The sequence below is a fragment of the Streptomyces sp. NPDC047014 genome, from assembly GCF_040644195.1.
In the GTDB taxonomy this organism is placed as follows: Bacteria; Actinomycetota; Actinomycetes; order Streptomycetales; family Streptomycetaceae; genus Streptomyces.
Map to the genome: position 1 here is coordinate 1 of NZ_JBEYVX010000089.1, position 24,977 is coordinate 24,977.

Annotated in this window: 21 protein-coding genes and 1 pseudogene; 16 read left to right on the plus strand and 6 right to left on the minus strand. The window is 72.0% G+C overall.

Annotated features, from left to right (window positions below; genetic code table 11):
- The first annotated feature begins 280 nt into the window (after positions 1 to 280).
- Complete coding sequence (serA, locus tag ABZ873_RS29090; RefSeq protein ID WP_360878030.1) at positions 281 to 1,870, plus strand: phosphoglycerate dehydrogenase; 1,590 nt, start codon at positions 281 to 283, stop codon at positions 1,868 to 1,870.
- A gap of 76 nt (positions 1,871 to 1,946) precedes the next feature.
- Here the strand turns inward: serA and ABZ873_RS29095 are convergent, their stop codons facing one another.
- The gene (locus ABZ873_RS29095; protein WP_360878033.1) at positions 1,947 to 3,503 is read right to left on the minus strand and encodes an MFS transporter; all 1,557 of its coding nucleotides are present in this window, start codon (positions 3,501 to 3,503) and stop codon (positions 1,947 to 1,949) included.
- A gap of 102 nt (positions 3,504 to 3,605) precedes the next feature.
- Between ABZ873_RS29095 and ABZ873_RS29100 the strand changes: the two genes are divergently transcribed.
- Positions 3,606 to 4,190: a TetR/AcrR family transcriptional regulator gene (locus tag ABZ873_RS29100; protein ID WP_360878036.1), complete on the plus strand. Its 585-nt coding sequence runs from the start codon at positions 3,606 to 3,608 to the stop codon at positions 4,188 to 4,190.
- Here the strand turns inward: ABZ873_RS29100 and ABZ873_RS29105 are convergent, their stop codons facing one another.
- A complete protein-coding gene (locus ABZ873_RS29105; protein ID WP_360878085.1) occupies positions 4,191 to 5,432 on the minus strand; it encodes a helix-turn-helix domain-containing protein in 1,242 nt (413 codons plus the stop codon).
- A gap of 159 nt (positions 5,433 to 5,591) precedes the next feature.
- Here ABZ873_RS29105 and ABZ873_RS29110 point away from each other — a divergent pair, with 159 nt between their 5' ends.
- Positions 5,592 to 6,518 carry a proline dehydrogenase family protein gene (locus ABZ873_RS29110; RefSeq protein WP_360878038.1) on the plus strand — a complete coding sequence of 309 codons (927 nt, stop codon included), beginning with the start codon at positions 5,592 to 5,594 and terminating at the stop codon, positions 6,516 to 6,518.
- Between the two features lie 31 nt (positions 6,519 to 6,549).
- A complete protein-coding gene (pruA, locus tag ABZ873_RS29115; protein ID WP_360878041.1) occupies positions 6,550 to 8,181 on the plus strand; it encodes an L-glutamate gamma-semialdehyde dehydrogenase in 1,632 nt (543 codons plus the stop codon).
- Between the two features lie 87 nt (positions 8,182 to 8,268).
- Here the strand turns inward: pruA and ABZ873_RS29120 are convergent, their stop codons facing one another.
- The gene (locus tag ABZ873_RS29120; protein ID WP_360878044.1) at positions 8,269 to 8,970 is read right to left on the minus strand and encodes a nitroreductase family protein; all 702 of its coding nucleotides are present in this window, start codon (positions 8,968 to 8,970) and stop codon (positions 8,269 to 8,271) included.
- A 172-nt stretch (positions 8,971 to 9,142) separates the two neighbouring features.
- Between ABZ873_RS29120 and ABZ873_RS29125 the strand changes: the two genes are divergently transcribed.
- The 4 genes from ABZ873_RS29125 (at position 9,143) to ABZ873_RS29140 (ending at position 12,658) form a co-directional block, all read left to right on the plus strand.
- On the plus strand, positions 9,143 to 9,679 hold the full coding sequence (locus ABZ873_RS29125) for a GNAT family N-acetyltransferase (RefSeq protein ID WP_360878047.1): 537 nt from the start codon (positions 9,143 to 9,145) through the stop codon (positions 9,677 to 9,679).
- Between the two features lie 398 nt (positions 9,680 to 10,077).
- On the plus strand, positions 10,078 to 10,206 hold the full coding sequence (locus tag ABZ873_RS29130; protein WP_257856696.1) for a hypothetical protein: 129 nt from the start codon (positions 10,078 to 10,080) through the stop codon (positions 10,204 to 10,206).
- 101 nt (positions 10,207 to 10,307) lie between these two features.
- Positions 10,308 to 11,348 (plus strand): 3-isopropylmalate dehydrogenase, encoded by a 1,041-nt coding sequence (locus tag ABZ873_RS29135; protein ID WP_360878050.1) that lies wholly within the window; start codon positions 10,308 to 10,310, stop codon positions 11,346 to 11,348.
- Between the two features lie 224 nt (positions 11,349 to 11,572).
- On the plus strand, positions 11,573 to 12,658 hold the full coding sequence (locus ABZ873_RS29140) for a branched-chain amino acid aminotransferase (protein ID WP_360878053.1): 1,086 nt from the start codon (positions 11,573 to 11,575) through the stop codon (positions 12,656 to 12,658).
- 78 nt (positions 12,659 to 12,736) lie between these two features.
- Here ABZ873_RS29140 and ABZ873_RS29145 read toward each other — a convergent pair whose 3' ends face one another.
- A complete protein-coding gene (locus ABZ873_RS29145; protein ID WP_360878056.1) occupies positions 12,737 to 14,176 on the minus strand; it encodes a cytosine permease in 1,440 nt (479 codons plus the stop codon).
- A gap of 156 nt (positions 14,177 to 14,332) precedes the next feature.
- On the opposite strand from ABZ873_RS29145, the gene ureA reads away from it, so the two are divergent.
- From ureA to ABZ873_RS29175, 6 genes are all read left to right on the plus strand, one after another.
- Positions 14,333 to 15,076 (plus strand): urease subunit gamma, encoded by a 744-nt coding sequence (gene ureA, locus ABZ873_RS29150; RefSeq protein WP_360878059.1) that lies wholly within the window; start codon positions 14,333 to 14,335, stop codon positions 15,074 to 15,076.
- Entirely contained in the window at positions 15,073 to 16,815 is a 1,743-nt protein-coding gene (locus ABZ873_RS29155) for an urease subunit alpha (protein WP_360878062.1), read from the plus strand. The genes ureA and ABZ873_RS29155 overlap by 4 nt, the downstream gene beginning before the upstream one ends.
- Positions 16,816 to 16,844: 29 nt before the next feature.
- The gene (locus tag ABZ873_RS29160; protein ID WP_360878065.1) at positions 16,845 to 17,891 is read left to right on the plus strand and encodes an agmatine deiminase family protein; all 1,047 of its coding nucleotides are present in this window, start codon (positions 16,845 to 16,847) and stop codon (positions 17,889 to 17,891) included.
- Positions 17,892 to 17,921: 30 nt separating this feature from the next.
- On the plus strand, positions 17,922 to 18,554 hold the full coding sequence (locus tag ABZ873_RS29165; RefSeq protein WP_360878068.1) for a TetR/AcrR family transcriptional regulator: 633 nt from the start codon (positions 17,922 to 17,924) through the stop codon (positions 18,552 to 18,554).
- Between the two features lie 303 nt (positions 18,555 to 18,857).
- Complete coding sequence (gene cimA, locus ABZ873_RS29170; RefSeq protein WP_360878071.1) at positions 18,858 to 20,486, plus strand: citramalate synthase; 1,629 nt, start codon at positions 18,858 to 18,860, stop codon at positions 20,484 to 20,486.
- A 94-nt stretch (positions 20,487 to 20,580) separates the two neighbouring features.
- Positions 20,581 to 21,951: a hypothetical protein gene (locus tag ABZ873_RS29175; RefSeq protein WP_360878074.1), complete on the plus strand. Its 1,371-nt coding sequence runs from the start codon at positions 20,581 to 20,583 to the stop codon at positions 21,949 to 21,951.
- Here ABZ873_RS29175 and ABZ873_RS29180 read toward each other — a convergent pair.
- On the minus strand, positions 21,948 to 22,553 hold the full coding sequence (locus ABZ873_RS29180) for a YceI family protein (RefSeq protein WP_360878077.1): 606 nt from the start codon (positions 22,551 to 22,553) through the stop codon (positions 21,948 to 21,950). The two genes, ABZ873_RS29175 and ABZ873_RS29180, sit on opposite strands and share 4 nt — an antisense overlap.
- 240 nt (positions 22,554 to 22,793) lie before the next feature.
- On the opposite strand from ABZ873_RS29180, the gene ABZ873_RS29185 reads away from it, so the two are divergent.
- Together ABZ873_RS29185 and ABZ873_RS29190 are read left to right on the plus strand one after the other, a co-directional pair.
- Positions 22,794 to 24,377, plus strand: a complete 1,584-nt coding sequence (locus tag ABZ873_RS29185; protein ID WP_360878079.1) for an acyl-CoA carboxylase subunit beta — start codon at positions 22,794 to 22,796, stop codon at positions 24,375 to 24,377.
- 23 nt (positions 24,378 to 24,400) lie between these two features.
- Positions 24,401 to 24,601, plus strand: coding sequence for an acyl-CoA carboxylase subunit epsilon (locus ABZ873_RS29190; protein ID WP_360878082.1), 201 nt, complete (start codon positions 24,401 to 24,403; stop codon positions 24,599 to 24,601).
- A 146-nt stretch (positions 24,602 to 24,747) separates the two neighbouring features.
- On the opposite strand, the pseudogene ABZ873_RS29195 reads toward ABZ873_RS29190, so the two are convergent.
- Positions 24,748 to 24,977 (minus strand): annotated as a pseudogene (locus ABZ873_RS29195) (ATP-binding protein); the annotation flags it as partial.

Sequence of the window (24,977 nt, forward strand, 5' to 3'; positions counted from 1 at the left end):
GTCCCGGCCCCGCCGTGTTCCGTCCGGCCGTATCCCGGGCCGCGCCGGGGGAGGCCGGGGGCCGATATCCCGGCCGGGACGGGGCCCGGTTGTCCACCCCGGCCAACCACGGAAGGGTGATCCTTCCGGAGAGGCGGAATTTCGGCCCGCCGACGCCACTACACTGCTCAACACATACGCGTCAGGCCCACAGTGTCGTGCGTCTTCCACGCGGCTACCCCCTCCACCGCCTGCGGCCGTCGGGACGGCCGTCCGCACTGGACTTGTGAGGATGACCCACGTGAGCTCGAAACCTGTCGTACTCATCGCCGAAGAGCTGTCGCCCGCCACCGTCGAGGCGCTCGGCCCGGACTTCGAGATCCGCCACTGCAACGGCGCCGACCGCGCCGAGCTGCTGCCCGCGATCGTCGACGTCGACGCGATCCTGGTCCGCTCCGCCACCAAGGTGGACGCCGAGGCCATCGCCGCCGCCAAGAAGCTGCGGGTCGTCGCCCGCGCCGGCGTCGGCCTGGACAACGTGGACGTCTCCGCCGCCACCAAGGCCGGCGTGATGGTCGTCAACGCGCCGACCTCGAACATCGTGACCGCCGCCGAGCTCGCCTGCGGCCTGCTCGTCGCCACCGCCCGCAACATCCCGCAGGCCAACACCGCCCTCAAGAACGGTGAGTGGAAGCGGAACAAGTACACGGGTGTCGAGCTCAGCGAGAAGACCCTCGGTGTCGTCGGCCTCGGCCGCATCGGCGTCCTGGTCGCCCAGCGCATGTCGGCCTTCGGTATGAAGGTCGTCGCCTACGACCCCTACGTGCAGCCCGCGCGCGCCGCCCAGATGGGCGTCAAGATGCTCGCGCTGGACGAGCTGCTGGAGGTCGCGGACTTCATCACCGTGCACCTGCCCAAGACCCCCGAGACCCTGGGTCTCATCGGGGACGAGGCCCTGCACAAGGTCAAGCCCTCCGTCCGCATCGTCAACGCCGCGCGCGGCGGGATCGTGGACGAGGCCGCGCTGTACACGGCCATCAAGGAGGGCCGCGTCGCCGGCGCCGGCCTCGACGTGTACGCGAAGGAGCCCTGCACGGACTCCCCGCTCTTCGAGCTCGACCAGGTCGTCTGCACCCCGCACCTCGGCGCGTCCACGGACGAGGCCCAGGAGAAGGCCGGTGTGTCGGTGGCCAAGTCGGTGCGCCTCGCCCTCGCGGGTGAGCTCGTACCGGACGCGGTCAACGTCCAGGGCGGCGTCATCGCCGAGGACGTGCGTCCGGGTCTGCCGCTCGCCGAGAAGCTCGGCCGCATCTTCACCGCCCTCGCGGGCGAGGTCGCGGTCCGGCTCGATGTCGAGGTCTGCGGCGAGATCACCCAGCACGACGTCAAGGTGCTGGAACTGTCCGCCCTCAAGGGCGTGTTCGAGGACGTCGTCGACGAGACCGTCTCCTACGTCAACGCCCCGCTGTTCGCGCAGGAGCGCGGTGTCGAGGTGCGCCTGACCACCAGCTCGGAGTCCCCGGACCACCGCAACGTGGTCACCGTACGCGGCACCCTGGCGGACGGTCAGGAGGTGTCGGTCTCCGGCACGCTCGCGGGCCCGAAGCACCTGCAGAAGATCGTGGGCATCGGTGAGTACGACGTGGACCTCGCCCTCGCCGACCACATGGTCGTCCTGCGCTACACCGATCGCCCCGGCGTGGTCGGCACCGTGGGCCGCGTCCTCGGTGAGGCGGGCCTGAACATCGCGGGCATGCAGGTCGCCCGCGCCGAGGAGCACGGTGAGGCGCTGGCCGTCCTCACCGTCGACGCCGAGGTGCCCCCGGGCGTCCTCACGGACATCGCCGCCGAGATCGGCGCCGTCTCGGCGCGCACGGTCAGCCTCGGCTGAGACCGCCGCACGCAGACAGGAGGAAGGGCCCGGGGCAGACCCCGGGCCCTTCCGCGTTCCCGCCGTCCCGCGCCCGTCAGGGGTACGCCTCTTCGTGCGGCCGCGGGACCGGCCCCGGGGCGGGCTCCGCCGCGGCACCGGCCGCGCCCCCCGTCCCGCGGAGCAGGGCGACGGCCGCGGCGGCCGCCGCGAGGAGCAGCGCGGCGGCGCCCCAGGCCGCGTACTGCATGCCGTGCACGAACGCCTCCCGGGCCAGGGCGAGGACCTGCTCACCGGCCGCGCCGCCCAGCCGCTGGGCGGTGGCCACGGCCCCGCCCAGGGTCTCCCGTACGGCGGGCTCGCTGCCGGCCAGGTCGGCGCGGTAGACGGCGGTGCCCAGGCTGCCGAGGAGGGCCATGCCCAGCGCGCCGCCGAACTCGGCGCCGGTCTCCAGCACGGAGGCGGCGGAGCCGGCCTTCTCCGCCGGGGCGGAGGCGAGGGCGGTGTCGGAGACCAGGGACATCACGGTGACCAGGCCCGAGGCGAGCACCCCGGCGCCGGCCAGGACCAGCCACAGCGAGTCGGTGCCCACCAGCCCGAGCAGGACGAAGCCGGCGGCGGCGAGCAGGAATCCGCCGGCGATGACGAACGACCGGTCCACCTTCTGCGCCAGGGCGGCGGAGGCCGGGGCCGCGGCGCCGATGAACACCGAGGGGCCCAGGCTCCACAGCGCGGCCTCCAGCGTTCCCATGCCCAGCACGGACTGGAAGTACTGGGTGGTGAAGTAGGCCGAGCCCAGCATGGCGAAGGCGGCGACGGAGTTCAGGCCGACACCCGCGCCGAAGCCCCGGCCGCGGAACAGCGCCCGGCTGACCATGGCGTCCTCCCGGGTGCGCTGGCGGCGGACGAAGAGGTACCCGAAGGCGAGGCCCACGGCGAGGCAGCCCAGCGGGAGCGGCGCGAAGCCCTCGGCGGCGATCTCCTTGAGGCCGTAGACCAGGGGCAGGACGGCGGCCATCGACAGCGGCACGCTCAGCAGGTCGAAGCGCCCGGGGGCCGGATCCTTGAACTCCGGTACCAGGACGGGGACCAGGGCCAGCAGGAGCAGCATCGCGGGCACGTTGACCAGGAAGACCGAGCCCCACCAGAAGTGGTTGAGCATCACCCCGCTCATCACCGAGCCGAGGGCGATGCCGCCGGTCATGGCGCCCGACCAGAGGGCGATGGCCTTGCCGCGCTGCCGGTCGTCCCGGAAGAGGTTGCGTACGAGGGCCAGCGTGGAGGGCATCAGGGTCGCGCCGCCGATGCCGAGCAGGACCCGGGCCGCGATCAGCATCCCGGCGCTCGTGGCGTACGCGGCGCCGACGGAGGCGAGCCCGAAGGCGGCGGCGCCGATCAGCAGCAGCCGGCGGCGGCCGATCCGGTCACCGAGCGAGCCCATCGTGATGAGCAGCCCGGAGAGGGCGAAGGCGTAGCTGTCGAAGATCCACAGCTGCTGGGTGGCGCTGGGGTCGAGCTCGCGGGTGATGGCCGGGATGGCGAAGTAGAGGACGGAGACGTCCATCGAGACCAGGAGCAGGGGCAGCAGCAGGACGGTGAAGGCGGTCCATTCGCGGCGGCCGGCAAGGCGCTCTGAGGCGGCGGGCGGTGTCATGCCGAGGAACATACACATGTATTAAACGTCTGTCTATGACGGATGTATAGAACGCTCGTGTGGGACTGTCGTCTAGGACGGTTGTCTTGCTACGGTGAGGCCATGGGACATCGCGAAGATCTGCTCGAAGGTGCCAAGAAGTGCCTGGTCGAGAAGGGGTTCGTGCGCACCACCGCGCGCGACATCGTCAGCGCCTCCGGCACGAACCTGGCCTCCATCGGCTACCACTACGGCTCCAAGGACGCCCTGCTCACCCAGGCGTTCACCGGCCTGATGGAGGAGTGGGGCGAGAACTTCCACAAGGGCCTGGACGGCGAGGGCGGATCGCTGGAGCGCTTCCGCGCGCTCTGGGAGGGCGTCCTCGCCCGCCGCGAGGAATCCGGGCGGATCTGGGCCGCGAGCATGGAGGTCGCCCTCGGCGGGGACCGGCTCCCGGAGCTGCGGGCCCTGCTCGCGGCCTCCCAGGGCGAGGGGCGCCGCGGGCTGATCTCCCTGCTGACCGGCACCCCGGAGGAGGAGCTGGACGAACGGGACCTGCGCACGCTCGGCGCCTTCTACCAGGCGCTGCTCAACGGCCTGATGCTCCAGTGGCTCTTCGACCCCGGATCGGCGGCCACCGCCGAGGAGTTCACCGAGGGCATGCGCCGCGCCGCCGAGGGCGTCACCGGGGCCGGGGCCCGGGACTGATCAGGTCAGCCGGGCGGCCTTGAGGGCCATGTGGAGCAGGAGGCGGTCCTCGCCCTCGTCCAGGTCGAGCCCCGTCAGCTGCTCCACCCGCGCCAGCCGGTAGTACAGCGTCTGGCGGTGGATGCCCAGTGCCGCCGCAGCCCGGCCCGCCTGCCCGGCGCAGTCGAGGAACACCTCGGCCGTACGGGCCAGTTCGCGGTGGGCCGGAGTGAGCAGGGCCCGTGCCACCGGATCGTCCACCGGCGCGGAGGCCAGGCCCGCCAGCAGCCGGTACGGCCCGATCTGCGACCACTGCGCCACCGGCCCGAAGCGCGGCTGCGCGGCCGCCGCCCGGGCCGCCGCGACGGCCTGCTCCCAGGCCGCCGGCAGCTCGCCCAGCCCGCGCACGGGATCCCCGACCCCGGCGGTCATCCGGTGCCCGGCGGGGGCCACGGCCGCCGCCGCCGAACCGGCCCGCGCGCCGGTACCCGTACCGGCCGAAGCCGCGGCCGTCTCCGCCGGGCGGGCCGCCGCCCGCGGCAGCAGCCGGGCCACCGCCGTCAGGGCCGGAGCCAGGGCGTCCGTGGAGCGCAGCCGCATCAGCACCGCCAGCGCCAGGCCCTCACCGCCCGCCCCTGGGCGCGGTACGACGCACACCGCCGCCGCCCCCGGTACCGAGGGCGGGGACTCCCCGGACCACGGCGCCACGCACACCGCCGCGTGCAGCCCGTCCCCGGCCGGGCCCAGGGCCGCCCGCAGCGCGGACACCGCCATCTCCTGCTGCCAGCCCCGCCCGGCGGTGAGCACCGCGAGGAACTCCCGCGAGAGGTCCGCCCCCGCCTTCGCCTCCTCCGCGAGCAGCACCCCGATGCGCTGGGCCACCTCCATGGCCGCGTCCAGGGCGGCCGCGTCGGGGCCGGGCGTCCCCGGCTCCTGGTCGAGGAGCCATACGTAGCCCTGCACGATGCCCCGGAACCGCACCGGCAGACAGATCCGGCCGCGGAACACCCCCGCGTCCGGCGCCGCCGGGATGCGGACGGGGCCGGTGGCGCGGGCGATGCCGAAGCCCTCGAACCAGGCCCGGACGGCCGCCGTGGACTGCCGGGTCAGGATCGACCGGGTGCGGACCGGGTCCATGGCCAGGTCGTCCTCGCTGTCGTGGGCGCCGAAGGCGATCAGGCGGAAGTCCCGGTTCTCCAGCGTCGCCGGGGCGCCGAGCAGCGCGGAGATCTCGTCCACCAGGTCCTGGTAATCGCCCTTCACAACGGCCATTCTCCCACCCTTGCGCCGCACCCTCAGACAGATGTATGAGATCCGGGACGCGGATGCGTGACAGCTGTCGATGGCAGAGGATCAAAGCGATCCTTAGGTTTCACGGTGGTTTTACTTGAGCTTTCTTCTGCCACCCGCTGGAGGTGCCCCGTGCTGGGTCCCGTGATCCTCGCCGCTTCGCGCAGCGACAAGATGCGCCGTATCGTCTCTGCCGCCCCGGTGACCAAGCCCGTGGTGAACCGGTTCATCCCCGGCGAGACGGTCGACCAGGTCATCCCGATCGTGCAGGAGCTCACGCGGGGCGGCCTGGAGGTCACCCTCGACGTCGTCGGCGAGGACATCACCGAGGTCGCGCAGTCGCACGCCGCCCGGGACGCCTACCTCCAGCTCATCGAGCGCCTCGCGGAGCTCGGGCTCGGCGAGAAGGCCGAGATGTCGGTGAAGCTGTCCATGTTCGGCCAGGCGCTGGAGGGCGGCCACGAGCTCGCCCTCGCCAACGTCCGCCCGGTCGTCGAGGCCGCCGCCGCCATCGGCACCACCGTGACCCTCGACGCCGAGGACCACACCACCCTCGACTCGATGTTCGCCATCCACGAGGAGCTGCGGAAGGACTTCCCGCAGACCGGCTGCGTGATCCAGGCGTACCTCTTCCGCACCGAGGCCGACGCCCGCCGGCTCGCCGCCAACGGCAGCCGGGTGCGTATCGTGAAGGGCGCCTACAAGGAGCCCGCCGAGGTCGCCTACCTGGACAAGGCCGAGATCGACAAGGCGTACGTCCGGATCCTGAAGATCCTCATGGACGGCGAGGGCTACCCGATGATCGGGTCCCACGACCCGCGCCTCATCGCCATCGGCCAGGAGCTCGCGCGCAAGGCGGGGCGCAAGCTGGACGAGTACGAGTTCCAGATGCTGTACGGCATCCGCAGCGAGGAGCACCTGCGGCTGGCCGCCGAGGGACACCGGATGCGTGTCTACACCGCCTACGGGACGGACTGGTACGGCTACTTCATGCGCCGTCTCGCGGAGAAGCCGGCCAACCTGCTCTTCTTCGTCCGCTCGATGATCACCAAGAACTAGCCAAGAACCAGGTCAAGGAGTTACCAGCCCCATGGATGCTGTGACCCAGGTCCCCGCGCCGGTCAACGAGCCGGTCCACTCGTACGCCCCCGGCAGCCCGGAGCGCACGCGCCTCGAGACGCAGCTCAAGCTGCTCTCCGAGAACCCGATCGACCTGCCGATGACCATCGGCGGCGTCAAGCGGATGGGCGGCGGCGAGCGCTTCGACGTCGTGCAGCCGCACGACCACAAGTCCGTGCTCGGCACCTACGCCAACGCCACCGAGGCCGACGCGCAGGAGGCGGTCGACGCCGCCCTCGCCGCCGCCCCGGCCTGGCGCGCGATGTCCTTCGACGACCGCGCCGCGATCATCCTGCGCGCCGCCGAGCTGCTGGCCGGCCCGTGGCGCGAGAAGCTGGCCGCCTCCACCATGCTGGGCCAGTCCAAGACCGCGCAGCAGGCCGAGATCGACACCCCCTGCGAGCTCGTCGACTTCTGGCGCTTCAACGTCCACTTCGCCCGCCGGATCCTGGCCGAGCAGCCGGTCGCGAACTCCGCCGGCGTGTGGAACCGCAGCGACCACCGCCCGCTCGAAGGCTTCGTCTACGCGATCACGCCGTTCAACTTCACGGCCATCGCCGGCAACCTGCCGACCGCCCCCGCCCTCATGGGCAACGTGGTCGTCTGGAAGCCCTCCCCGACGCAGACCCACTCCGCCGTGCTCCTCATGGAGCTGCTGGAGGAGGCCGGGCTGCCCAAGGGCGTCATCAACCTGGTGACCGGCGACGGCATCGCCGTCTCCGAGGTGGCCCTGAACCACCCCGAGCTGGCCGGCATCCACTTCACCGGCTCGACCAAGACCTTCCAGTACCTGTGGAAGACGGTCGGCAACAACATCGAGACGTACAAGTCCTACCCGCGCCTGGTCGGCGAGACCGGCGGCAAGGACTTCGTCGTCGCGCACCCCTCCGCGGACCGCGCGATCCTCAAGACCGCCCTGACCCGCGGCTCCTTCGAGTTCCAGGGCCAGAAGTGCTCCGCGTCCTCGCGCGCCTACATCCCGGCCTCGATCTGGAACGACGGCTTCAAGGAAGCCTTCGCGGCCGAGGTCGACGGCATCGCCATGGGTGACGTCCGCGACCTGACCAACTTCATCGGCGCCGTCATCGACGAGCGCTCCTTCGCGAAGAACAAGGCCGCGATCGACCGCGCCAAGGCCGACCCGACCTGCGAGATCGTCGCCGGCGGCAGCTACGACGACTCCGAGGGCTACTTCGTCCGCCCGACGGTCATCGCCTGCACCGACCCGGAGAACGAGGTCTTCACGACCGAGTACTTCGGCCCGATCCTCGCCGTGCACGTCTACGAGGACGCCGACTTCGACGCGATGCTGACGCAGATGGAGTCCGTCTCGGCCTACGCCCTGACCGGCTCGGTCATCGCCGCGGACCGCTACGCGGCGGCCGACGCGATGGAGAAGCTGCGCTTCGCGGCGGGCAACTTCTACATCAACGACAAGTCCACGGGCGCCGTGGTCGGCCAGCAGCCCTTCGGCGGCGGCCGCGCCTCCGGCACCAACGACAAGGCCGGCGCCGCCTCCAACCTGCTGCGCTGGACCTCGACCCGCTCCATCAAGGAGACGCTGGTACCGCCGACCGAGTACGGCTACCCGCACATGGGCTGATCCGGCCCCAGTGACCCCGCCCCCGTTCCGGTACCCCCAAGTCCGGAGCGGGGGCGGTTTCCATTCGTCTCCGTGCCAACGGCGCCCTCACACCTCGAACAGGACCTGGTCGAGGGATTTGCGCACCAGGTCCGGCACCACGCAGTCGTCCGCCGGATAGCCGACGGGGATCACCGCGAAGGCCGACTCGTTCGCCGGCCGGTCCAGCACCTCGCCCAGGAAGCGCATCGGGCTCGGCGTGTGCACGAGGGCGGCGAGGCCGCTCAGGTGCAGGGCGGAGAGCAGCATGCCGACCGCGATACCGACCGACTCGTCCACGTAGTAGTGCTTGCGCCTGCTGCCGTCCGGGCCGAGCCAGTGGCGCTGCTGGAACACCACGATCAGGGCAGGCGCGTCCGTGAGGTGGGTCTTCACGGCGTCCGTGCCGAGCGGGCGCAGGGCCGCCAGCCACGCCTCGCCGAGCCGCCCCTCGTAGGACCGCTGCTCCTCGCGCTCGGCGGCCTCGCGGATCCGGCGGCGTACGGCGGGGTCCTTGACCAGGACGAAGGTCCACGGCTGCTGGTGCGCACCCGAAGGCGCGGTCGCGGCGCAGGCGATGGCGTCCCGGACGACCTCCTCGGGCACCGGGTCGGGGGAGAACTGGCGCACGGTGCGCCGCTCGTCCATCCGGGCCCGCAGCGCGGAGGCGCGCGCCAGGGACTCGCGCGGCGGCATCCGCTCGGGCCGGTAGGCGACGGGCCGGTAGGGCAGGCCGTCGGTGGGGGTCCACTGCTGGGTATCGGGCGACATGCGGCGAGTGTGCCGAGGCGGGGGCCCGTACCGCCAGACCCGGATCGGCCGATGAGGGCCGGTCCCCGGCCGACGGCGTCCGCAATGCGGGCTGCTTGTTACGGTCGCGGCATGAACGGCCGGGACGCGGACAGCTGATCCTCACCCGGGACACCGACTGGCTGGAGCCGTGATGGACACGCTGACCGCGCACACCTCGCAACTGACGGCGGAGGAGCTGCGCGCCGTCCGCGACCTGCTCGACGACGCCTTCGCGGGGGATTTCTCCGACGAGGACTTCGAGCACGCGCTCGGCGGGATGCATGTGGTCATCGGAGCGGACGGCCGGCTCGTCGCGCACGGCAGCGTCGTACAGCGCCGGGTCGTGCACGGGGAGCGGGTGCTGCGCGTCGGCTACGTGGAGGCCGTGGCCGTACGTCCCGGCGTACGGCGGCAGGGCCTCGGCGGGCAGGTGATGGACCGCCTGGAACAGGTGGTCGCGGGGGCCTACGAGCTCGGCGCGCTGTCGGCGTCGGAGGAGGGGGCCGGTCTGTACGTGGGACGCGGCTGGGCGCCGTGGCCGGGCCGGATCGGCGCGCTCTCCCCGGAAGGGCCGGTGCGGCTGCCCGAGGAGGAGGGCTCCACCTATCTGTGGGTGCCGCCCGCCGGGATCGCCCTGGACCCGGCCGGACGGCTCGACTTCGACTGGCGCGAGGGGGATGTGCTCTAGGCCGTCCAGCCGCCCGACCCTGTCTCGCGGGGTCCTGAGGGGCCCCTGCGGCGGGTGGGATACGTCACGATGGCGGAATCGGCCTCAACTCTCGCTCTCAGGGCCCTGATCAGGGAATTCCGCTCCCGGGCGGGCTCAAACGGACCCCAGCGGGAGGGCTTTTCCAGGGGTGGGGCGTCTCAGATAGTAGGAAGTCCGAGTAATCGCCGAGACATCCGGCGGGTCCTGGCCTAGCTTGGAAGGAGCCGAACGTCTCGCCGATCAGGCGAATGGCGGTCGAGAGCGCGCGCCCCTGGCAGGCAATCCCTGCGGCGCACCGCTCCCCGCCTCTTCCGGCGCCTTGAAGGAACCCCTCATCCGTGGCCCCGCCACGCCGTGATCTCAAGGAGTCGATCACCATGACCGCAACCACCGCCACCCGCCGCGTCCGCCACGCCTCCGCCTCGGCCGACGAGCGCAAGAACGCCGCCGCCGCCCTCCAGCGCGCCCTGGACCGCCGTGACAACGGCGGCTCGACCGGCCACTGACCAGCCCCCGCACCTACGGACAGGGCCCGTCCGGGGACATTCCACGTCCACATCGTGGACGTGGAATGTCTGAGGGCTGGGACACGGAGTACGGTTCCGACATGTCGACCAGCATCAATCTCGCAGTGATCCCCGGTGATGGCATCGGCCAGGAAGTCGTGGCTCAGGGACTCAAGGTCCTTACCGCGGTCCTGCCCCAGGATGTGAAGCTGGAGACCAAGAGCTACGACCTCGGGGCCCAGCGCTGGCACCGCACCGGCGAAACCCTCCCGGACGCCGAGCTCGACGCCCTCAAGCAGCACGACGCGATCCTGCTGGGCGCCATCGGCGACCCGTCGGTCCCCTCCGGGGTGCTGGAGCGCGGTCTGCTGCTGAAGCTGCGCTTCGCCTTCGACCACTTCATCAACCTGCGCCCGTCGAAGCTGTTCCCCAACACCGCCACCCCGCTGGCCGGCCGCCCGGACATCGACTTCGTCGTCGTCCGCGAGGGCACCGAAGGCCCGTACACGGGCAACGGCGGCAGCCTGCGCACCGGCACCCCGGCCGAGGTCGCCACCGAGGTCAGCGTCAACACCGCCTACGGTGTCGAGCGCGTGGTCCGCGATGCCTTCGAGCGCGCGAACTCCCGCCCCCGCAAGAAGCTGACGCTGGTCCACAAGAACAACGTCCTCGTCTACGCCGGGCACCTGTGGAAGAACATCTTCGACACGGTCGGCCGCGAGTACCCCGAGGTCACCACCGACTACCTGCACGTCGACGCCGCGACGATCTTCTTCGTCACCCAGCCCGAGCGCTTCGACGTCATCGTGACCGACAACCTCTTCGGTGACATCCTCACCGACCTGGCCGCCGCCGTCACCGGCGGAATCGGCCTGGCCGCCTCCGGGAACATCAACCCGACCGGCGCCTTCCCCTCCATGTTCGAGCCCGTCCACGGCTCGGCACCGGACATCGCCGGCACCGGCAAGGCCGACCCGACCGCGACGATCCTCTCGGTCGCCCTCCTGCTGCGCCACCTGGGCTACGAGCCCCAGGCCGCCCGCATCGAGGACGCGGTCTCCGCCGACCTCGCGGAGCGTGACGGAACCTTCCGCTCCACCGACGCGATCGGCGACGCCCTCGCCGCGCGAGTAGCCGGCTGACCCGGCCGCTCCACTCCAGGAAGCCGCCGGGTCACAATGGGACCCGGCGGCTTCTCCTGTGCGGCCCCGGGTGCCACCATCTCCTCTGGGCCGCGTCCCCGCTTCTCCGAAGCCTGCCCGCGCGCGATAATCGAACGCGAGGCCGCGGAATGCGGGGAAGCTCGGACGTCCTAGTACGCCGTGAGCGCGGTCCGCCATACACAACCGGTGAAGGACACGCACTCATGACGACGCCCACGATCGAGCTCAAGCCCTCCTCGAACCCGCTGTCCGACGCGGAGCGCGAGGCGATCCTGGCCAGCCCCGGCTTCGGCCGCCACTTCACCGACCACATGGTGACGATCAAGTGGACCGAGGGACGCGGCTGGCACGACGCCGAGCTGGTCCCCTACGCGCCGCTGTCGATCGACCCGGCCAATATGACCCTGCACTACGCGCAGACGATCTTCGAGGGGCTCAAGGCGTACCGCCAGCCCGACGGCACCGTCGCCACCTTCCGCCCCGAGGCCAACGCCGCCCGCTTCCAGGCGTCGGCGCGCCGCATGGCGATGCCCGAGCTGCCCGCCGAGCTGTTCATCGAGGCGTGCGACGCCCTGATCACGCAGGACCGCGCCTGGGTCCCGGACTCCGGTGAGGCGTCCCTGTACCTGCGGCCGTTCATGTTCGCCTCCGAGGTCGGCCTCGGTGTCCGCCCGGCCAACGAGTTCCTCTTCATGGTCATCGCCTCGCCCGCCGGCGCGTACTTCCCCGGCGGGGTCAAGCCCGTCTCCGTCTGGTTCTCCGAGGACTACGTCCGCGCGGTCAAGGGCGGCACCGGCGCGGCCAAGACCGGCGGCAACTACGCCGCCTCCCTGGTCGCGCAGGCCGAGGCCGCCTCGCACGGCTGCGACCAGGTGGTCTGGCTCGACGCCGTCGAGCACCGCTGGATCGAGGAGATGGGCGGGATGAACCTGTACTTCGTGTACGGGGACCGCATCGTCACCCCGGAGCTCACCGGCTCGCTGCTCCCCGGCATCACCCGCGACTCCCTCCTCACCATCGCCCGCGACCTCGGCTACACCGCCGAGGAGGGCCGCCTGACCACCGAGGACTGGGAGCGCGACAACGCGAACGGCACCCTCACCGAGGTGTTCGCCTGCGGCACCGCCGCCGTCATCACCCCGGTCGGCTCGGTCAAGTCCAAGCGCGGCGAGTGGACCCAGGGCGACGGGCAGCCCGGCGAGGTCACCATGCGCCTGCGCAAGGCCCTGCTGGAGCTCCAGACCGGCCGCAGCGCCGACACCCACGGCTGGATGCACCCGCTCGGCTAGGCCGGCGCCGCCCCGCCACCCGTACGGCCGAAGGCCCCCGCGCACCTCGCGCGGGGGCCTTCGGCCGTACAGCGCCGGCTAGGCCGCCCGGTCGGCCGCCACCGCCGGGACCGGAGCCGCCGCACCCGCCGCGGGCGCCGGCTGCGGGCGGAGCGTCAGGGCGGCGTAGACCGCGCCGCCGACCAGCCCCGACAGGATGAAGCTGCAGTCCACCCCGCCGGTCAGGACCAGCAGCGGGCCCTCGTACACCGGGGTCGACACCGCCGCCAGCCCCACGGCCGCACCCGCCGCCCAGGCGGCGGTGGCGCGCAGGTTCCAGCCGCCCCGGAACCAGTACGCGCCCCCGCGCGCCCGGCGGTTGAACACCTGGAGCGCGTCGGCGTCGTAGACCCCGCGGCAGCGCACGTAGCCGATGAGGGTGATCACCGCCCAGGGGGTGCCGATCGCGGTCAGCAGCAGGACGAAGGAGGTCATGGCCGACTGCACGTCCCACTCGAAGGAGCCGACGAACACGAAGGCGGTGGCCGCGGCGGCCGCCACCAGGGTGGCCGTGGTGCGGGTGGCCCGCGGGACGATCGCGTCGAGGTCCAGGCCCATGGAGTAGAGCATCAGCCCGGCGTTGCCCACCGAGCCCGCCGCCGCCGCGAGCAGCAGCGGTACGAGGTACCAGAACGGCGCGGCGGCCACGAGCGGCCCGGCGTAGTCCGACCCGGCCCGGGCCGCGAGAGCGGTCCAGGTGCCGAAGAGCTGCGGGACGAGCAGGCCCACGGCGAGGCCGAGGGCGGTGGCCGCCAGCACCGTGCGCGAGCCGTGCCGGGCGGGGGAGACGTAGCGGGTGTAGTCCCCCAGCAGGGTGATGAAGGCGACGGGCCCGCTGAGCCCGGCGGCGACGGCGGCCAGCAGCCAGGTCGGCCAGAAGGAACCGAGCAGGTACGAGGTGTCCGGCGGGGCGGCGGCGGTGAAGTCCGGGGCGTAGGCGAGCACACCGACGGCCAGCAGCACCACCATGCCCAGGGACAGCACCTTGCTCATGCGCAGCAGCAGCCGGTAGCCGAAGACGGCCGCGACCACGGTGCCCGCGGCCAGGACGCCGTACATCACGGCCCGCGTGACCCCGGTGTCCGGGAGCCCGGTGAGCCGGGAGAGGGTCCCGGCCATCACGTCACCGCCGATCCACAGGGTGAGCGCCGTATAGCCCAGCGAGAGCAGCAGCCCCACCACCGAACCGACCAGCCGGCCGCGTACCCCGAACTGCGCACCGCTGGAGGTGGACAGGTTGGTCCCGGTGCGCAGGGAGACGAGGGCGAGCGGCGCGGTGAAGGCGATGCCGACGAGGGTGCCGGTCACGATGGCGGTGACCGAGGGCCACAGGCCCAGCCCGAAGGAGGGGGGCAGCCAGCCGAAGACGATCACACCGAGGCAGAGGTTGGAGCCGAGCAGGATCGACATCAGGTCGCGGGGACCGCTCGTCCGTTCCTCCTCGGGGATCGTGTCGACTCCGCGCTGTTCGATGGGCATGGGGGACTCCCTTGGCAGGGCGGGGGGTGGTCGCGCACAGTTTTGAACGACACTCAATGTGACGCAGGTCCAGCACGCAGGTCAATGATTCCCTGCAAGGAAATGAAGAGTTAGAGTGATGCTCTAAGTTCTCGACTCAAGAGGTGGTGGATCGGCGTGCGGCTGACCCCTACGGAGCGCGACCGGCTGCTGCTGCGCAGCGCCGCGGAACTGGCCAGGGCGCGGCGCGCCCGGGGCCTGAGGCTCAATGTCCCGGAGGCCACCGCGCTGATCGCGGACACGGTCTGCGAGGCCGCGCGGGACGGAAAACGCCTCGCGGAGGCCATCGAGGAGGCCCGCGCCGTGCTCGGCGCCGACGACGTCCTGCCGGGCGTGGCCGACGTGGTCACCGAGGTGCACGTGGAGGCCGTCTTCGACGACGGCTCCCGCCTCGCGGTCGTCTCGTCCCCCATCCGGGGCGCGGTCCCGCTCGGCGACGACGCCCCCGGCGCGGTGGTCCCGGGCCCCGGGGTCCCGCAGCCGGAGCCCGTCCTGCACCTGCGCGTGCGCAACACGGCGGCCGTGCCGGTGAGTGTGACCTCGCACTTCCACTTCTTCGAGGCGAACCCGCGCCTGGACTTCGACCGGGCCGCCGCCTACGGGATGCGGCTCTGCGTACCGGCCGGCTCCTCCGTGCGCTTCGACCCGCACGGCGAGGGCGAGGTCGGGCTGGTGCCCCTCGGCGGCGAGCGTGTCGCCATCGGCTTCGCGGGCCTGGTCGACGGGCCGCTCGACGCGCCCGGAGCCAAGGAGGAGGCCCTGCGCCGGGCGGCCGCCTGCGGCTACCTCGGCATCCCGGGCGCGGGAGCCCCGGCCGAGCCCGCCCAGAGCACCGACCACCCGGAAGGACCGACGGCATGAGCCGGCAGACACCGCACACCGACCACAGCGCGCACTGCGCCCCGGGCAGCCGGCACATCGACCCGCACGAGTACGCGGCCGTCTTCGGCCCGCGTGCCGGGGACCGGGTGCGGCTGGGCGACTCGGGGCTGACGGTACGGGTGGAGTCGGACGCGCAGAAGCCGGGGGACGAGTTCCTGGCGGGCTTCGGCAAGACCGCCCGCGACGGCCTGCACCTCAAGGCGGCGGCGGTCCGTGAGACCTGCGACGTGGTCATCAGCAATGTCCTGGTCATCGACGCCGTCCTGGGCATCCGGAAGGTGTCCATCGGTATCCGCGAGGGCCGCATCCACGCGATCGGCCGGGCCGGCAACCCCGACACCCTCGACGGTGTGGACGTCGTGGTCGGCACCGGCACCTCGATCGTCTCGGGGGAGGGGCTGATCGCCACCGCCGGAGCCGTGGACACCCACGTCCACCTGCTCTCCCCGCGCATCATGGAGGCTTCGCTCGCCGCCGGTGTCACCACCGTCATCGGGCAGGAGTTCGGCCCGGTGTGGGGTGTCGGCGTCAACTCCCCGTGGGCGCTCAAGCACGCCTTCAACGCCTTCGACGCGTGGCCGGTGAACATCGGCTTCCTGGCCCGGGGTTCCTCCTCGGACGCGGCCCCGCTGGTGGAGGCACTGGCCGAGGGCGGCGCCTCCGGGTTCAAGGTGCACGAGGACATGGGTGCGCACACCCGCGCCCTGGATACGGCCCTGCGGGTGGCGGAGGAGTACGACGTCCAGGTCGCCCTGCACTCCGACGGCCTGAACGAATGCCTCTCCGTCGAGGACACCCTCCGGGTGCTGGAGGGGCGGACCATTCACGCCTTCCACATCGAGGGCTGCGGCGGCGGGCATGTGCCGAACGTGCTCAAGATGGCGGGAGTGCCGAACGTCATCGGCTCCTCCACGAATCCGACGCTTCCCTTCGGGCGGGACGCCGTCGCCGAGCACTACGGGATGATCGTCTCCGTCCACGATCTCAAGCCGGATCTGCCCGGTGACGCGGCGATGGCCCGCGACCGGATCCGGGCCGGGACCATGGGCGCGGAGGACGTCCTGCACGACCTGGGCGCCATCGGGATCACCTCCTCCGACGCGCAGGGCATGGGCCGGGCCGGGGAGACCATCCGCCGCACCTTCGCCATGGCCGCGAAGATGAAGGGCGAACTCGGGCCCCTGGACGGTGACGGCGCGGGCGACGACAACGCGCGCGTGCTGCGCTACATGGCCAAGCTGACCATCAACCCGGCGATCGCGCACGGTCTGGCCCATGAGATCGGCTCGATCGAGGTGGGCAAGCTCGCCGACATCGTGCTCTGGCGGCCGCAGTTCTTCGGCGCCAAGCCCCAGCTGGTCCTGAAATCCGGCTTCCCCGCCTACGGCGTCACCGGCGACCCCAACGCCGCCACCGACACCTGCGAACCCCTCGTCCTCGGGCCGCAGTTCGGTGCGTACGGGGCCACCGCGGCCGATATCTCCGTCGCCTTCGTCTCCGCCGCGGCCGCCGCCCTCGGCAGCGACGCCATGCCCACCCGCCGGCGCCGGGTGGCCGTACGCGGCACCCGCGGCATCGGCCCCGGGGACCTGCTGCTCAACTCCCGCGTCGGCGCCGTCGACGTCGACGCCCGCACCGGCCTGGTCTCCCTCGACGGGGAACCCCTGCGCTCCGAGGCCGCCGACTCGGTCTCCCTCAACCGCCTGTACTTCCTGTAAGTCAGCACAGCCCTAAGGACTTTCCTGTCATGACCGCCGATCAGCCCACGCCGGCCGCCGCAGGCTTCCGGATGCCCGCCGAGTGGACGCCCCACGAGCGCACCTGGATGGCCTGGCCCAGCCCGAACCCCACCTTCACCGACGCGCAGGAGCTCGCCGCGGCCCGCGCCGCCTGGGGCGCCGTCGCCCGCGCGGTCCGCACGTACGAGCCCGTGACCCTCGTGGTCTCCCCGGGTGACGCCGAGAGCGCCCGCGCCGTCGTCGGTGAGGACATCGAGCTCGTGGAACGCGAGCTCGACGACGCCTGGATGCGGGACATCGGGCCGACCTTCGTGACCAGCGAGGCGGGCGAGCTGGCCGCCGTCGACTGGACCTTCAACGGCTGGGGAGCCCAGGAGTGGGCCCGCTGGGACCACGACGCGAAGATCGCCCGGCAGGTGTCCGACCTGGCCGGCACCCGTACATACAGCACCCCGCTGGTCAACGAGGGCGGCGCCATCCACGTCGACGGCGAGGGCACCGTCCTGCTCACCGACACCGTGCAGCTCGGCAAGGGCCGCAACCCCGACTGGACCCGCGCCCAGGTCGAGGCGGAGATCCACGCCCACCTCGGCACCACCAAGGCCATCTGGCTGCCCTACGGCCTCGCCGGCGACTACGGCACCTACGGCACCCAGGGCCATGTCGACATCGTCGCCGCCTTCGCCCGCCCCGGCGTGGTCATGGTCCACACCCAGCCCGACCCCGCCCACCCGGACCACGAGCGCTGCAAGACCATCGCGGCCCTCCTGCGCTCCGCCACCGACGCCCGCGGCCGCCTGCTGGAGGTCGTGGAGATCCCCGCGCCGACCGTGCTGGAGGAGGACGGGGAGTGGGTGGACTACTCCTACATCAACCACTACCTCTGCAACGGCGGCGTGGTGCTGTGCGCCTTCGACGACCCGCGCGACGAGGAGGCGGCCGAGATCTTCCGTGGGCTGTTCCCCGAGCGGACCGTGACCCTCGTCGACGCACGTACGATTTTCGCCGGGGGTGGCGGTATCCACTGCATCACCCAGCAGCAGCCGAAGGTCTGACCTGCGGCGCACCACACGAAGGAGTGGCCCATGGTGGCGGGTGGAGTACCGGTACGGGCGGCGCGCAAGAACGCGCCCCCGCGCGAGGACGTACTCGCCGCCGCCATGGCCACGATCGCCGAGCGCGGTCTCGACGGCCTGACCATGGCCGGGCTCGGCCGCGAGGTCGGCATGAGCAGCGGCCACCTCCTCTACTACTTCCGCAGCAAGGACGAGCTGCTGCTCCAGACCCTGGAGTGGAGCGAGGCCGCACTCGGCGGCGAGCGGCGGGCCCTGCTGGCCCGGCGCGGCCCGGTCGCCGAGCGGCTGCGGGCGTACGTCGACCTGTACGTGCCCACCCGGCCGCGCGACCCGCACTGGACGCTGTGGCTGGAGGTCTGGAACCGCTCGCAGAACGCGGGCCCGGCGGAGCGCGAGCGGCAGGCGGCCATCGAGGGTGCCTGGCACCGCGACCTGGTGGCCCTGCTCGCGGAGGGCATCTCGCGCGGGGAGTTCCGCCCGGTGGACGCCGAGCGGACGGCCACCCGGGTCCGCGCCCTGCTCGACGGATTCAGCATCCAGCTGGCGGTGGGCCTGCCCACCCTGGACCGGGCGGCGATCCTCACCCATGTCCACGAGTCCCTGGCCGACACCCTCACTCCGCAGGCCGTACAGCCGTCGTAGCGCGGGTGCCCGCATGCTGAGATTGCTGTCCATCGGCGGCGAGGGGTGTGGCACACTGCGAGCGTGCCTGCTCAGCTCATGATTATCGCCAGCAGCGCGCCGGTCCCCAGTGGCCGCTGAACCGTGGAAGAACTTCGCGGAAGCGGCCACCGTGCCCCTGACCCGCGCGCAGACCTCTCGCTACCCGCGAGAGGTTTTTTCGTTTCCCGGCCCATCCCTGCCGGGAGCGGCCTGCGCGCGATGATGGGGGGCAGTGGACCCCCGGGAACCCGGAACCACTCATCCGACAGGAGTCAGATCAGCATGACGACGACACCAGAGGCGGCGCCCGCGCTGTCCGGGGGCCTGGACGACTGCTTCCACGTCTTCGACACCACCCTGCGCGACGGCGCCCAGCGCGAGGGCATCAACCTCACGGTCGCCGACAAGCTGACGATCGCGCGCCATCTGGACGACTTCGGAGTGGGCTTCATCGAGGGCGGCTGGCCCGGCGCCAACCCGCGCGACACCGAGTTCTTCGCCCGCGCCCGCGCCGAGATCGACTTCAAGAACGCCCGGCTCGTCGCGTTCGGCGCCACCCGGCGGGCCGGCGGCTCGGCCGCGCAGGACCCGCAGGTGCGGGCCCTGCTGGAGTCCGGCGCCCCGGTGATCACGCTCGTCGCCAAGTCCCACGACCGGCATGTCGAACTCGCCCTGCGCACCACCCTCGACGAGAACGTGGAGATGGTCCGGGACACCGTCTCCTACCTGGTCGCGCAGGGCCGCCGGGTCTTCGTCGACTGCGAGCACTTCTTCGACGGCTACCGGGCCAACGCCGAGTACGCGAAGTCCGTCGTACGCGCCGCCCACGAGGCCGGCGCCGACGTGGTCATCCTCTGCGACACCAACGGCGGGATGCTGCCCGCCCAGATCTCCGCCACCGTCGCCACCGTGCTCGCCGACACCGGAGCCCGCCTCGGCATCCACGCCCAGGACGACACCGGCTGCGCGGTCGCCAACACCCTGGCCGCCGTGGACGCCGGCGCCACCCATGTCCAGTGCACGGCCAACGGCTACGGCGAACGCGTCGGCAACGCCAACCTCTTCCCCGTCGTCGCCGCGCTGGAGATCAAGTACGGCCGCACGGTGCTCCCCCCGGGCGCGCTCTCCGAGATGACCCGGATCTCGCACGCCATCGCCGAGGTCGTCAACCTCACCCCCTCCACGCACCAGCCGTACGTCGGCGTCTCCGCCTTCGCGCACAAGGCCGGGCTGCACGCCTCCGCGATCAAGGTGGACCCGGACCTCTACCAGCACATCGACCCCGAACGGGTCGGCAACACCATGCGGATGCTGGTCTCCGACATGGCCGGCCGGGCCTCCATCGAGCTCAAGGGCCGGGAGCTCGGCGTCGAACTCGGCGGGGACCGGGCCCTGATCGCCCGGGTCGTGGAGCGGGTCAAGGAGCGCGAGCTCCAGGGCTACACCTACGAGGCGGCCGACGCCTCCTTCGAGCTGCTGCTGCGCGCCGAGGCCGAGGGCCGGGCCCGCAAGTACTTCCGTGTCGAGTCCTGGCGGGCGATCGTCGAGGACCGGCCGGACGGCACCCACGCCAACGAGGCCACGGTCAAGCTGTGGGCCAAGGGGGAGCGGATCGTCGCCACGGCCGAGGGCAACGGCCCGGTCAACGCGCTGGACCGGGCCCTGCGGGTGGCGCTGGAGCGCTTCTACCCCCAGCTGGCCAAGTTCGAGCTGGTCGACTACAAGGTCCGCATCCTGGAGGGGACGCACGGCACGGAGTCCACGACCCGCGTGCTGGTCGCCACCACGGACGGGGTCCGCGAGTGGTCGACGGTCGGCGTGGCCCCGAACGTGATCGCCGCCTCCTGGCAGGCCCTGGAGGACGCCTTCACCTACGGCCTGCTGCACGCGGGCGTCGAACCGGCCGAGTAGCCGGAGCCGTGGGCACCCCGCCGGGCCGCCCGCCCGGTGGGGTCCTTATGTCCTGCTCACACGGGAAAGTCCCCGTTCCGGTAGCGTCGTCCGTATGAGGACCAGGCTGATATCCGTGCGTGGTGGAGCGTTCCTGTCCGGGCTGCTGCTGGCCCTGTCCACGACCGCGCTGGTGGCCGCCCCGCAGGCGTCGGCCGCCACCGGCGTCGCCGCCGTGGCCGAGGCCCTCAAGGAGGGCCCGGTCTATGTCGATCCGCGCGCCGCGGCGCAGCTGCCGCAGGCCGAGGCGGACGCGCTCGCCCGGAAGATCAAGGACGCGGACAAGCCGGTCTTCGTGGCCGTGCTCCCGGCCACCGCCGAGTTCCCGCCGGACAAGGTGCTGCGCGCCGTCCGCGCCGAGACCGGCATCACCGGGCTGTACGCGATCCGCCTCGGCGACGGCTTCGACGCCGGAGCCGACCGCAGGGTGATGCCCACCGATGCCGTACGCAACCTCAGTGAGGCCGTGAAGACCGGCGGGCCGGTGGACGCGGGCACCCAGCTGAACAACTTCGTGGACCAGGCCCTGACCCAGACCAAGGGCAGCGCCCCGGCCTCCTGGGGCACCCCCGGCGCCGGGAGCGGCGTACCGGTGGGCGGGCTGATCACCCTCGGCGCGGTGGCCGCGATCGGCGGCGGCGGGGCCTACGCGCTGGCCCGGCGCAGCCGGCGGAAGAAGGAGGAGACCCGGCGCGAGGCCGTGGAGCGCCTGCGGGTCGTCGTCGACGAGGACATCACGGCCTTCGGTGAGGAACTGGAGCGGCTGGACTTCCGCCCCGGCGAGCCCGGCGCCGACGACGCCATGCGCGCGGACTACGAGCAGGGGCTCGACTCCTACGAGAAGGCCAAGCAGATCATGGCCGCGGTGCGGTATCCGGAAGAGGTCAAGGGTGTGACCCAGGCCCTGGATGACGGGCGCTTCGCGCTGGCCAGCCTGGACGCCCGCCGGGAGGGGCGGCCGCTGCCGGAGCGCCGCGCGCCCTGCTTCTTCGACCCGCGGCACGGGCCGAGCACCGAGGACGCCACGTGGGCCCCGCCCGCCGGGGCCTCCCGGACGGTGCCCGTCTGTTCGGCCGACGCCGTGCGGCTGCGGGACGGCCTGGACCCGGAGGTCCGTACGGTCGAGACCGGGAGCGGGCGGCGGCCCTACTACGACGCCGGCCCGGCGTACGGCCCCTGGGCCGGCGGCTACTTCGGCGGCGGCATTCTGCCCGGCCTGCTGGTGGGCACCATGCTCGGCTCGATGATGTCCACCCCCGCCTACGCCGCGGACTTCGGCGGGGGAGCGGGCGACGGCTTCGCGGGCGGCGACGTCTCCGGGGCCGACTTCAACCCGTCCGACTTCGGGGGCGGGGACTTCGGCGGCGGAGGCGGCTTCGACGGCGGAGGGTTCGGCGGTGGCTTCGACGGCGGGGGCGGCTTCTAGCCGGCCTGCTTGATGGCGGAGATGTCGAAGGTCAGCTTCACCTTGTCGCTGACCACGACGCCGCCGGTCTCCAGCGCCGCGTTCCAGGTCAGGCCCCAGTCCGAGCGGAGGATGTCGGCGCTGCCCTCGAAGCCGACGCGCTGGTTGCCGTAGGGGTCGGTGGCGGAGCCGTTGAACTCCAGGTCGATGGAGAGCGGCCGGGTGACGTCCTTGATGGTCAGGTCGCCGGTGATCCGGTAGGTGTCCCCGCCGAGGAAGGCGGCCGCGGTGGAGCGGAAGGTCATCTCCGGGAAGGTCTCGGCGTCGAAGAAGTCGGCACCGCGCAGGTGGGCGTCGCGGTCGGCGATGCCGGTGTCCACGGAGGCGATCCGGACGCCGATGGCGGCCGTGGAGCGGGCCGGGTCGGAGCCGTCCAGGTGGAGGGTGCCCTCGTGGTCGGCGAAGGAGCCGCGGACGTTGGTCACCATGGCGTGGCGGACGGTGAAGCCGATGCTGCTGTGCGCGGGGTCGATGGCGTAGTCGCCGGTGAGGGCGGCGAGGGCCGGGTCCACCTCCAGGGTGGCGACGGCGGTGTCCTGGCTGCGGCGGGTGAAGAGGCCCATGATGTACTCCTTGAAAGTTCAACGACTTTGACACCAATGACACTAGAACCATTCCGTTGAAATTTCAACCACTGCGGGGCGGGCCGGTGGTTTCTGTGAAGGTCCTACAAACGGGGATGGCTCCATCTGGCGGAGTCCTTAATTCCCAGGGCTGTTCTGTGCGGGCCGGACAGCGGAAGACTCCGGAGACTGTGCGGAATGAACGGAGGTTTTTCATCACGATCTTCGTAAGGTCGGTACATGACCGTTGTGGACCAGATCCCGAGCGAGCCGACGGACGCCCGCGGGCGCGTGGCCGAGCTGCACTCCCTCCGCGAGCAGGCCCGGCGCGGCCCCAGTGACCGCGCGACCGAGGCCCAGCACGCCAAGGGCAAGCTGACCGCCCGCGAGCGCATCGCGCTGCTCCTCGACGAAGGTTCCTTCAAGGAGGTCGAGCAGCTGCGCCGGCACCGGGCGACCGGCTTCGGCCTGGAGGCCAAGAAGCCCTACACCGACGGTGTCATCACCGGCTGGGGCACCGTCGAGGGCCGCACGGTCTTCGTCTACGCGCACGACTTCCGCATCTTCGGCGGCGCCCTGGGCGAGGCCCACGCCACGAAGATCCACAAGATCATGGACATGGCCATCGCGGCCGGTGCCCCGCTGGTCTCCCTCAACGACGGCGCCGGAGCCCGTATCCAGGAGGGCGTCTCCGCCCTCGCCGGCTACGGCGGCATCTTCCAGCGCAACACCAAAGCCTCGGGCGTCATCCCGCAGATCTCCGTGATGCTGGGCCCGTGCGCCGGCGGCGCCGCGTACTCCCCGGCCCTCACGGACTTCGTCTTCATGGTCCGCGAGACCTCGCAGATGTTCATCACCGGCCCGGACGTGGTCCGCGCGGTGACCGGCGAGGAGATCACCCAGAACGGCCTCGGCGGCGCCGACGTGCACGCCGAGACCTCCGGCGTGGCGCACTTCGCCTACGACGACGAGGAGACCTGCATCTCCGAGGTGCGCTACCTCATCTCGATGCTGCCCTCCAACAACCGCGAGAACCCGCCGGTCCACGAGACCTCCGACCCGGCCGACCGCCGCTCGGACGTCCTGCTCGACCTGGTCCCCGCGGACGGCAACCGCCCGTACGACATGCACAAGGTCATCGAGGAGCTCGTCGACGACGGCGACGTCCTGGAGATCCACGAGCGCTGGGCCCGCAACATCATCTGCGCCCTGGCCCGCATGGACGGACAGGTCGTCGGCATCGTCGCCAACCAGCCCGCCCACCTGGCCGGCGTCCTCGACATCGAGGCGTCCGAGAAGTCCGCGCGCTTCGTCCAGATGTGCGACGCCTTCAACATCCCGATCATCACCCTGCTGGACGTCCCCGGCTTCCTGCCGGGCGTCGACCAGGAGCACGGCGGCATCATCCGCCACGGCGCCAAGCTGCTCTACGCGTACTGCAACGCCACCGTCCCGCGGATCTCGCTGATCCTGCGCAAGGCGTACGGCGGCGCGTACATCGTCATGGACTCCCAGTCCATCGGCGCCGACCTCACCTACGCCTGGCCCACCAACGAGATCGCCGTGATGGGCGCCGAGGGCGCCGCGAACGTCATCTTCCGCAAGCAGATCGCCGACGCCGAGGACCCCGAGGCCATGCGCACCCGCATGGTCAAGGAGTACAAGGCCGAGCTGATGCACCCGTACTACGCGGCCGAGCGCGGCCTCGTCGACGACGTCATCGACCCCGCCGAGACCCGCGAGGTGCTGGTCAGCGCCCTCGCGATGCTCCGCAACAAGCACGCCGATCTGCCGTCCCGCAAGCACGGCAACCCGCCGCAGTAACCGCGAAGGAGATCTGCCACCCCATGACCCACGCCACCGACACCCTGCTGCGCGTCGAAAAGGGCAACGCCGAGCCCGAGGAGCTGGCCGCGATCACCGCGATCCTGCTCGCCCGCGCCGCCGCCACGCCCGAGGGCACCGCGGTCCGCGTGCCCCGTCAGGCCGGCTGGCGCCGCCTGGAGCGCACCCCGGGCTTCCGCGCCCCGCACAGCTGGCAGGGCTGAGCCCGCACGCCGCGAAGGCCCCGCACCCTCTCCAGGGTGCGGGGCCTTCCGCGTACCACCGCCCGGAGGCCCGCCCGCCGGGGCATGCCGAAGGCCCCCGCGCCACAGGGAGACGCGGGGGCCTTGGGTACGGCGGGGGAGCGCTGCTACCGCAGGCGCGCCATGAGGGCGTGCTCGACGAGCGTGATGAGGGCGCTCTTGGCGTCCGCGCGGTGGCGGGCGTCGGTGGTGATGATGGGGGCGTCCGGGCCGATCTGCAGGGCCTCGCGGACCTCCTCCGGCGTGTAGGGCTGGTGTCCGTCGAAGCCGTTGAGGGCGATGACGAAGGGGAGGCCGCTGTTCTCGAAGTAGTCGACGGCGGGGAAGCAGTCGGCGA

Excerpts from the sequence above, each read along its gene's own strand:
- ABZ873_RS29095 (WP_360878033.1), bottom strand. The coding sequence starts at position 3,503 with ATGACACCGCCCGCCGCCTCAGAGCGCCTTGCCGGCCGCCGCGAATGG.
- ABZ873_RS29100 (WP_360878036.1), top strand. The coding sequence starts at position 3,606 with ATGGGACATCGCGAAGATCTGCTCGAAGGTGCCAAGAAGTGCCTGGTC.
- pruA (WP_360878041.1), top strand. The coding sequence starts at position 6,550 with ATGGATGCTGTGACCCAGGTCCCCGCGCCGGTCAACGAGCCGGTCCAC.
- ABZ873_RS29120 (WP_360878044.1), bottom strand. The coding sequence starts at position 8,970 with ATGTCGCCCGATACCCAGCAGTGGACCCCCACCGACGGCCTGCCCTAC.
- ABZ873_RS29125 (WP_360878047.1), top strand. The coding sequence starts at position 9,143 with ATGGACACGCTGACCGCGCACACCTCGCAACTGACGGCGGAGGAGCTG.
- ABZ873_RS29130 (WP_257856696.1), top strand. The coding sequence starts at position 10,078 with ATGACCGCAACCACCGCCACCCGCCGCGTCCGCCACGCCTCCGCCTCG.
- ABZ873_RS29135 (WP_360878050.1), top strand. The coding sequence starts at position 10,308 with ATGTCGACCAGCATCAATCTCGCAGTGATCCCCGGTGATGGCATCGGC.
- ABZ873_RS29140 (WP_360878053.1), top strand. The coding sequence starts at position 11,573 with ATGACGACGCCCACGATCGAGCTCAAGCCCTCCTCGAACCCGCTGTCC.
- ABZ873_RS29145 (WP_360878056.1), bottom strand. The coding sequence starts at position 14,176 with ATGCCCATCGAACAGCGCGGAGTCGACACGATCCCCGAGGAGGAACGG.
- ABZ873_RS29155 (WP_360878062.1), top strand. The coding sequence starts at position 15,073 with ATGAGCCGGCAGACACCGCACACCGACCACAGCGCGCACTGCGCCCCG.
- ABZ873_RS29160 (WP_360878065.1), top strand. The coding sequence starts at position 16,845 with ATGACCGCCGATCAGCCCACGCCGGCCGCCGCAGGCTTCCGGATGCCC.
- ABZ873_RS29165 (WP_360878068.1), top strand. The coding sequence starts at position 17,922 with ATGGTGGCGGGTGGAGTACCGGTACGGGCGGCGCGCAAGAACGCGCCC.
- cimA (WP_360878071.1), top strand. The coding sequence starts at position 18,858 with ATGACGACGACACCAGAGGCGGCGCCCGCGCTGTCCGGGGGCCTGGAC.
- ABZ873_RS29175 (WP_360878074.1), top strand. The coding sequence starts at position 20,581 with ATGAGGACCAGGCTGATATCCGTGCGTGGTGGAGCGTTCCTGTCCGGG.
- ABZ873_RS29180 (WP_360878077.1), bottom strand. The coding sequence starts at position 22,553 with ATGGGCCTCTTCACCCGCCGCAGCCAGGACACCGCCGTCGCCACCCTG.
- ABZ873_RS29185 (WP_360878079.1), top strand. The coding sequence starts at position 22,794 with ATGACCGTTGTGGACCAGATCCCGAGCGAGCCGACGGACGCCCGCGGG.
- ABZ873_RS29190 (WP_360878082.1), top strand. The coding sequence starts at position 24,401 with ATGACCCACGCCACCGACACCCTGCTGCGCGTCGAAAAGGGCAACGCC.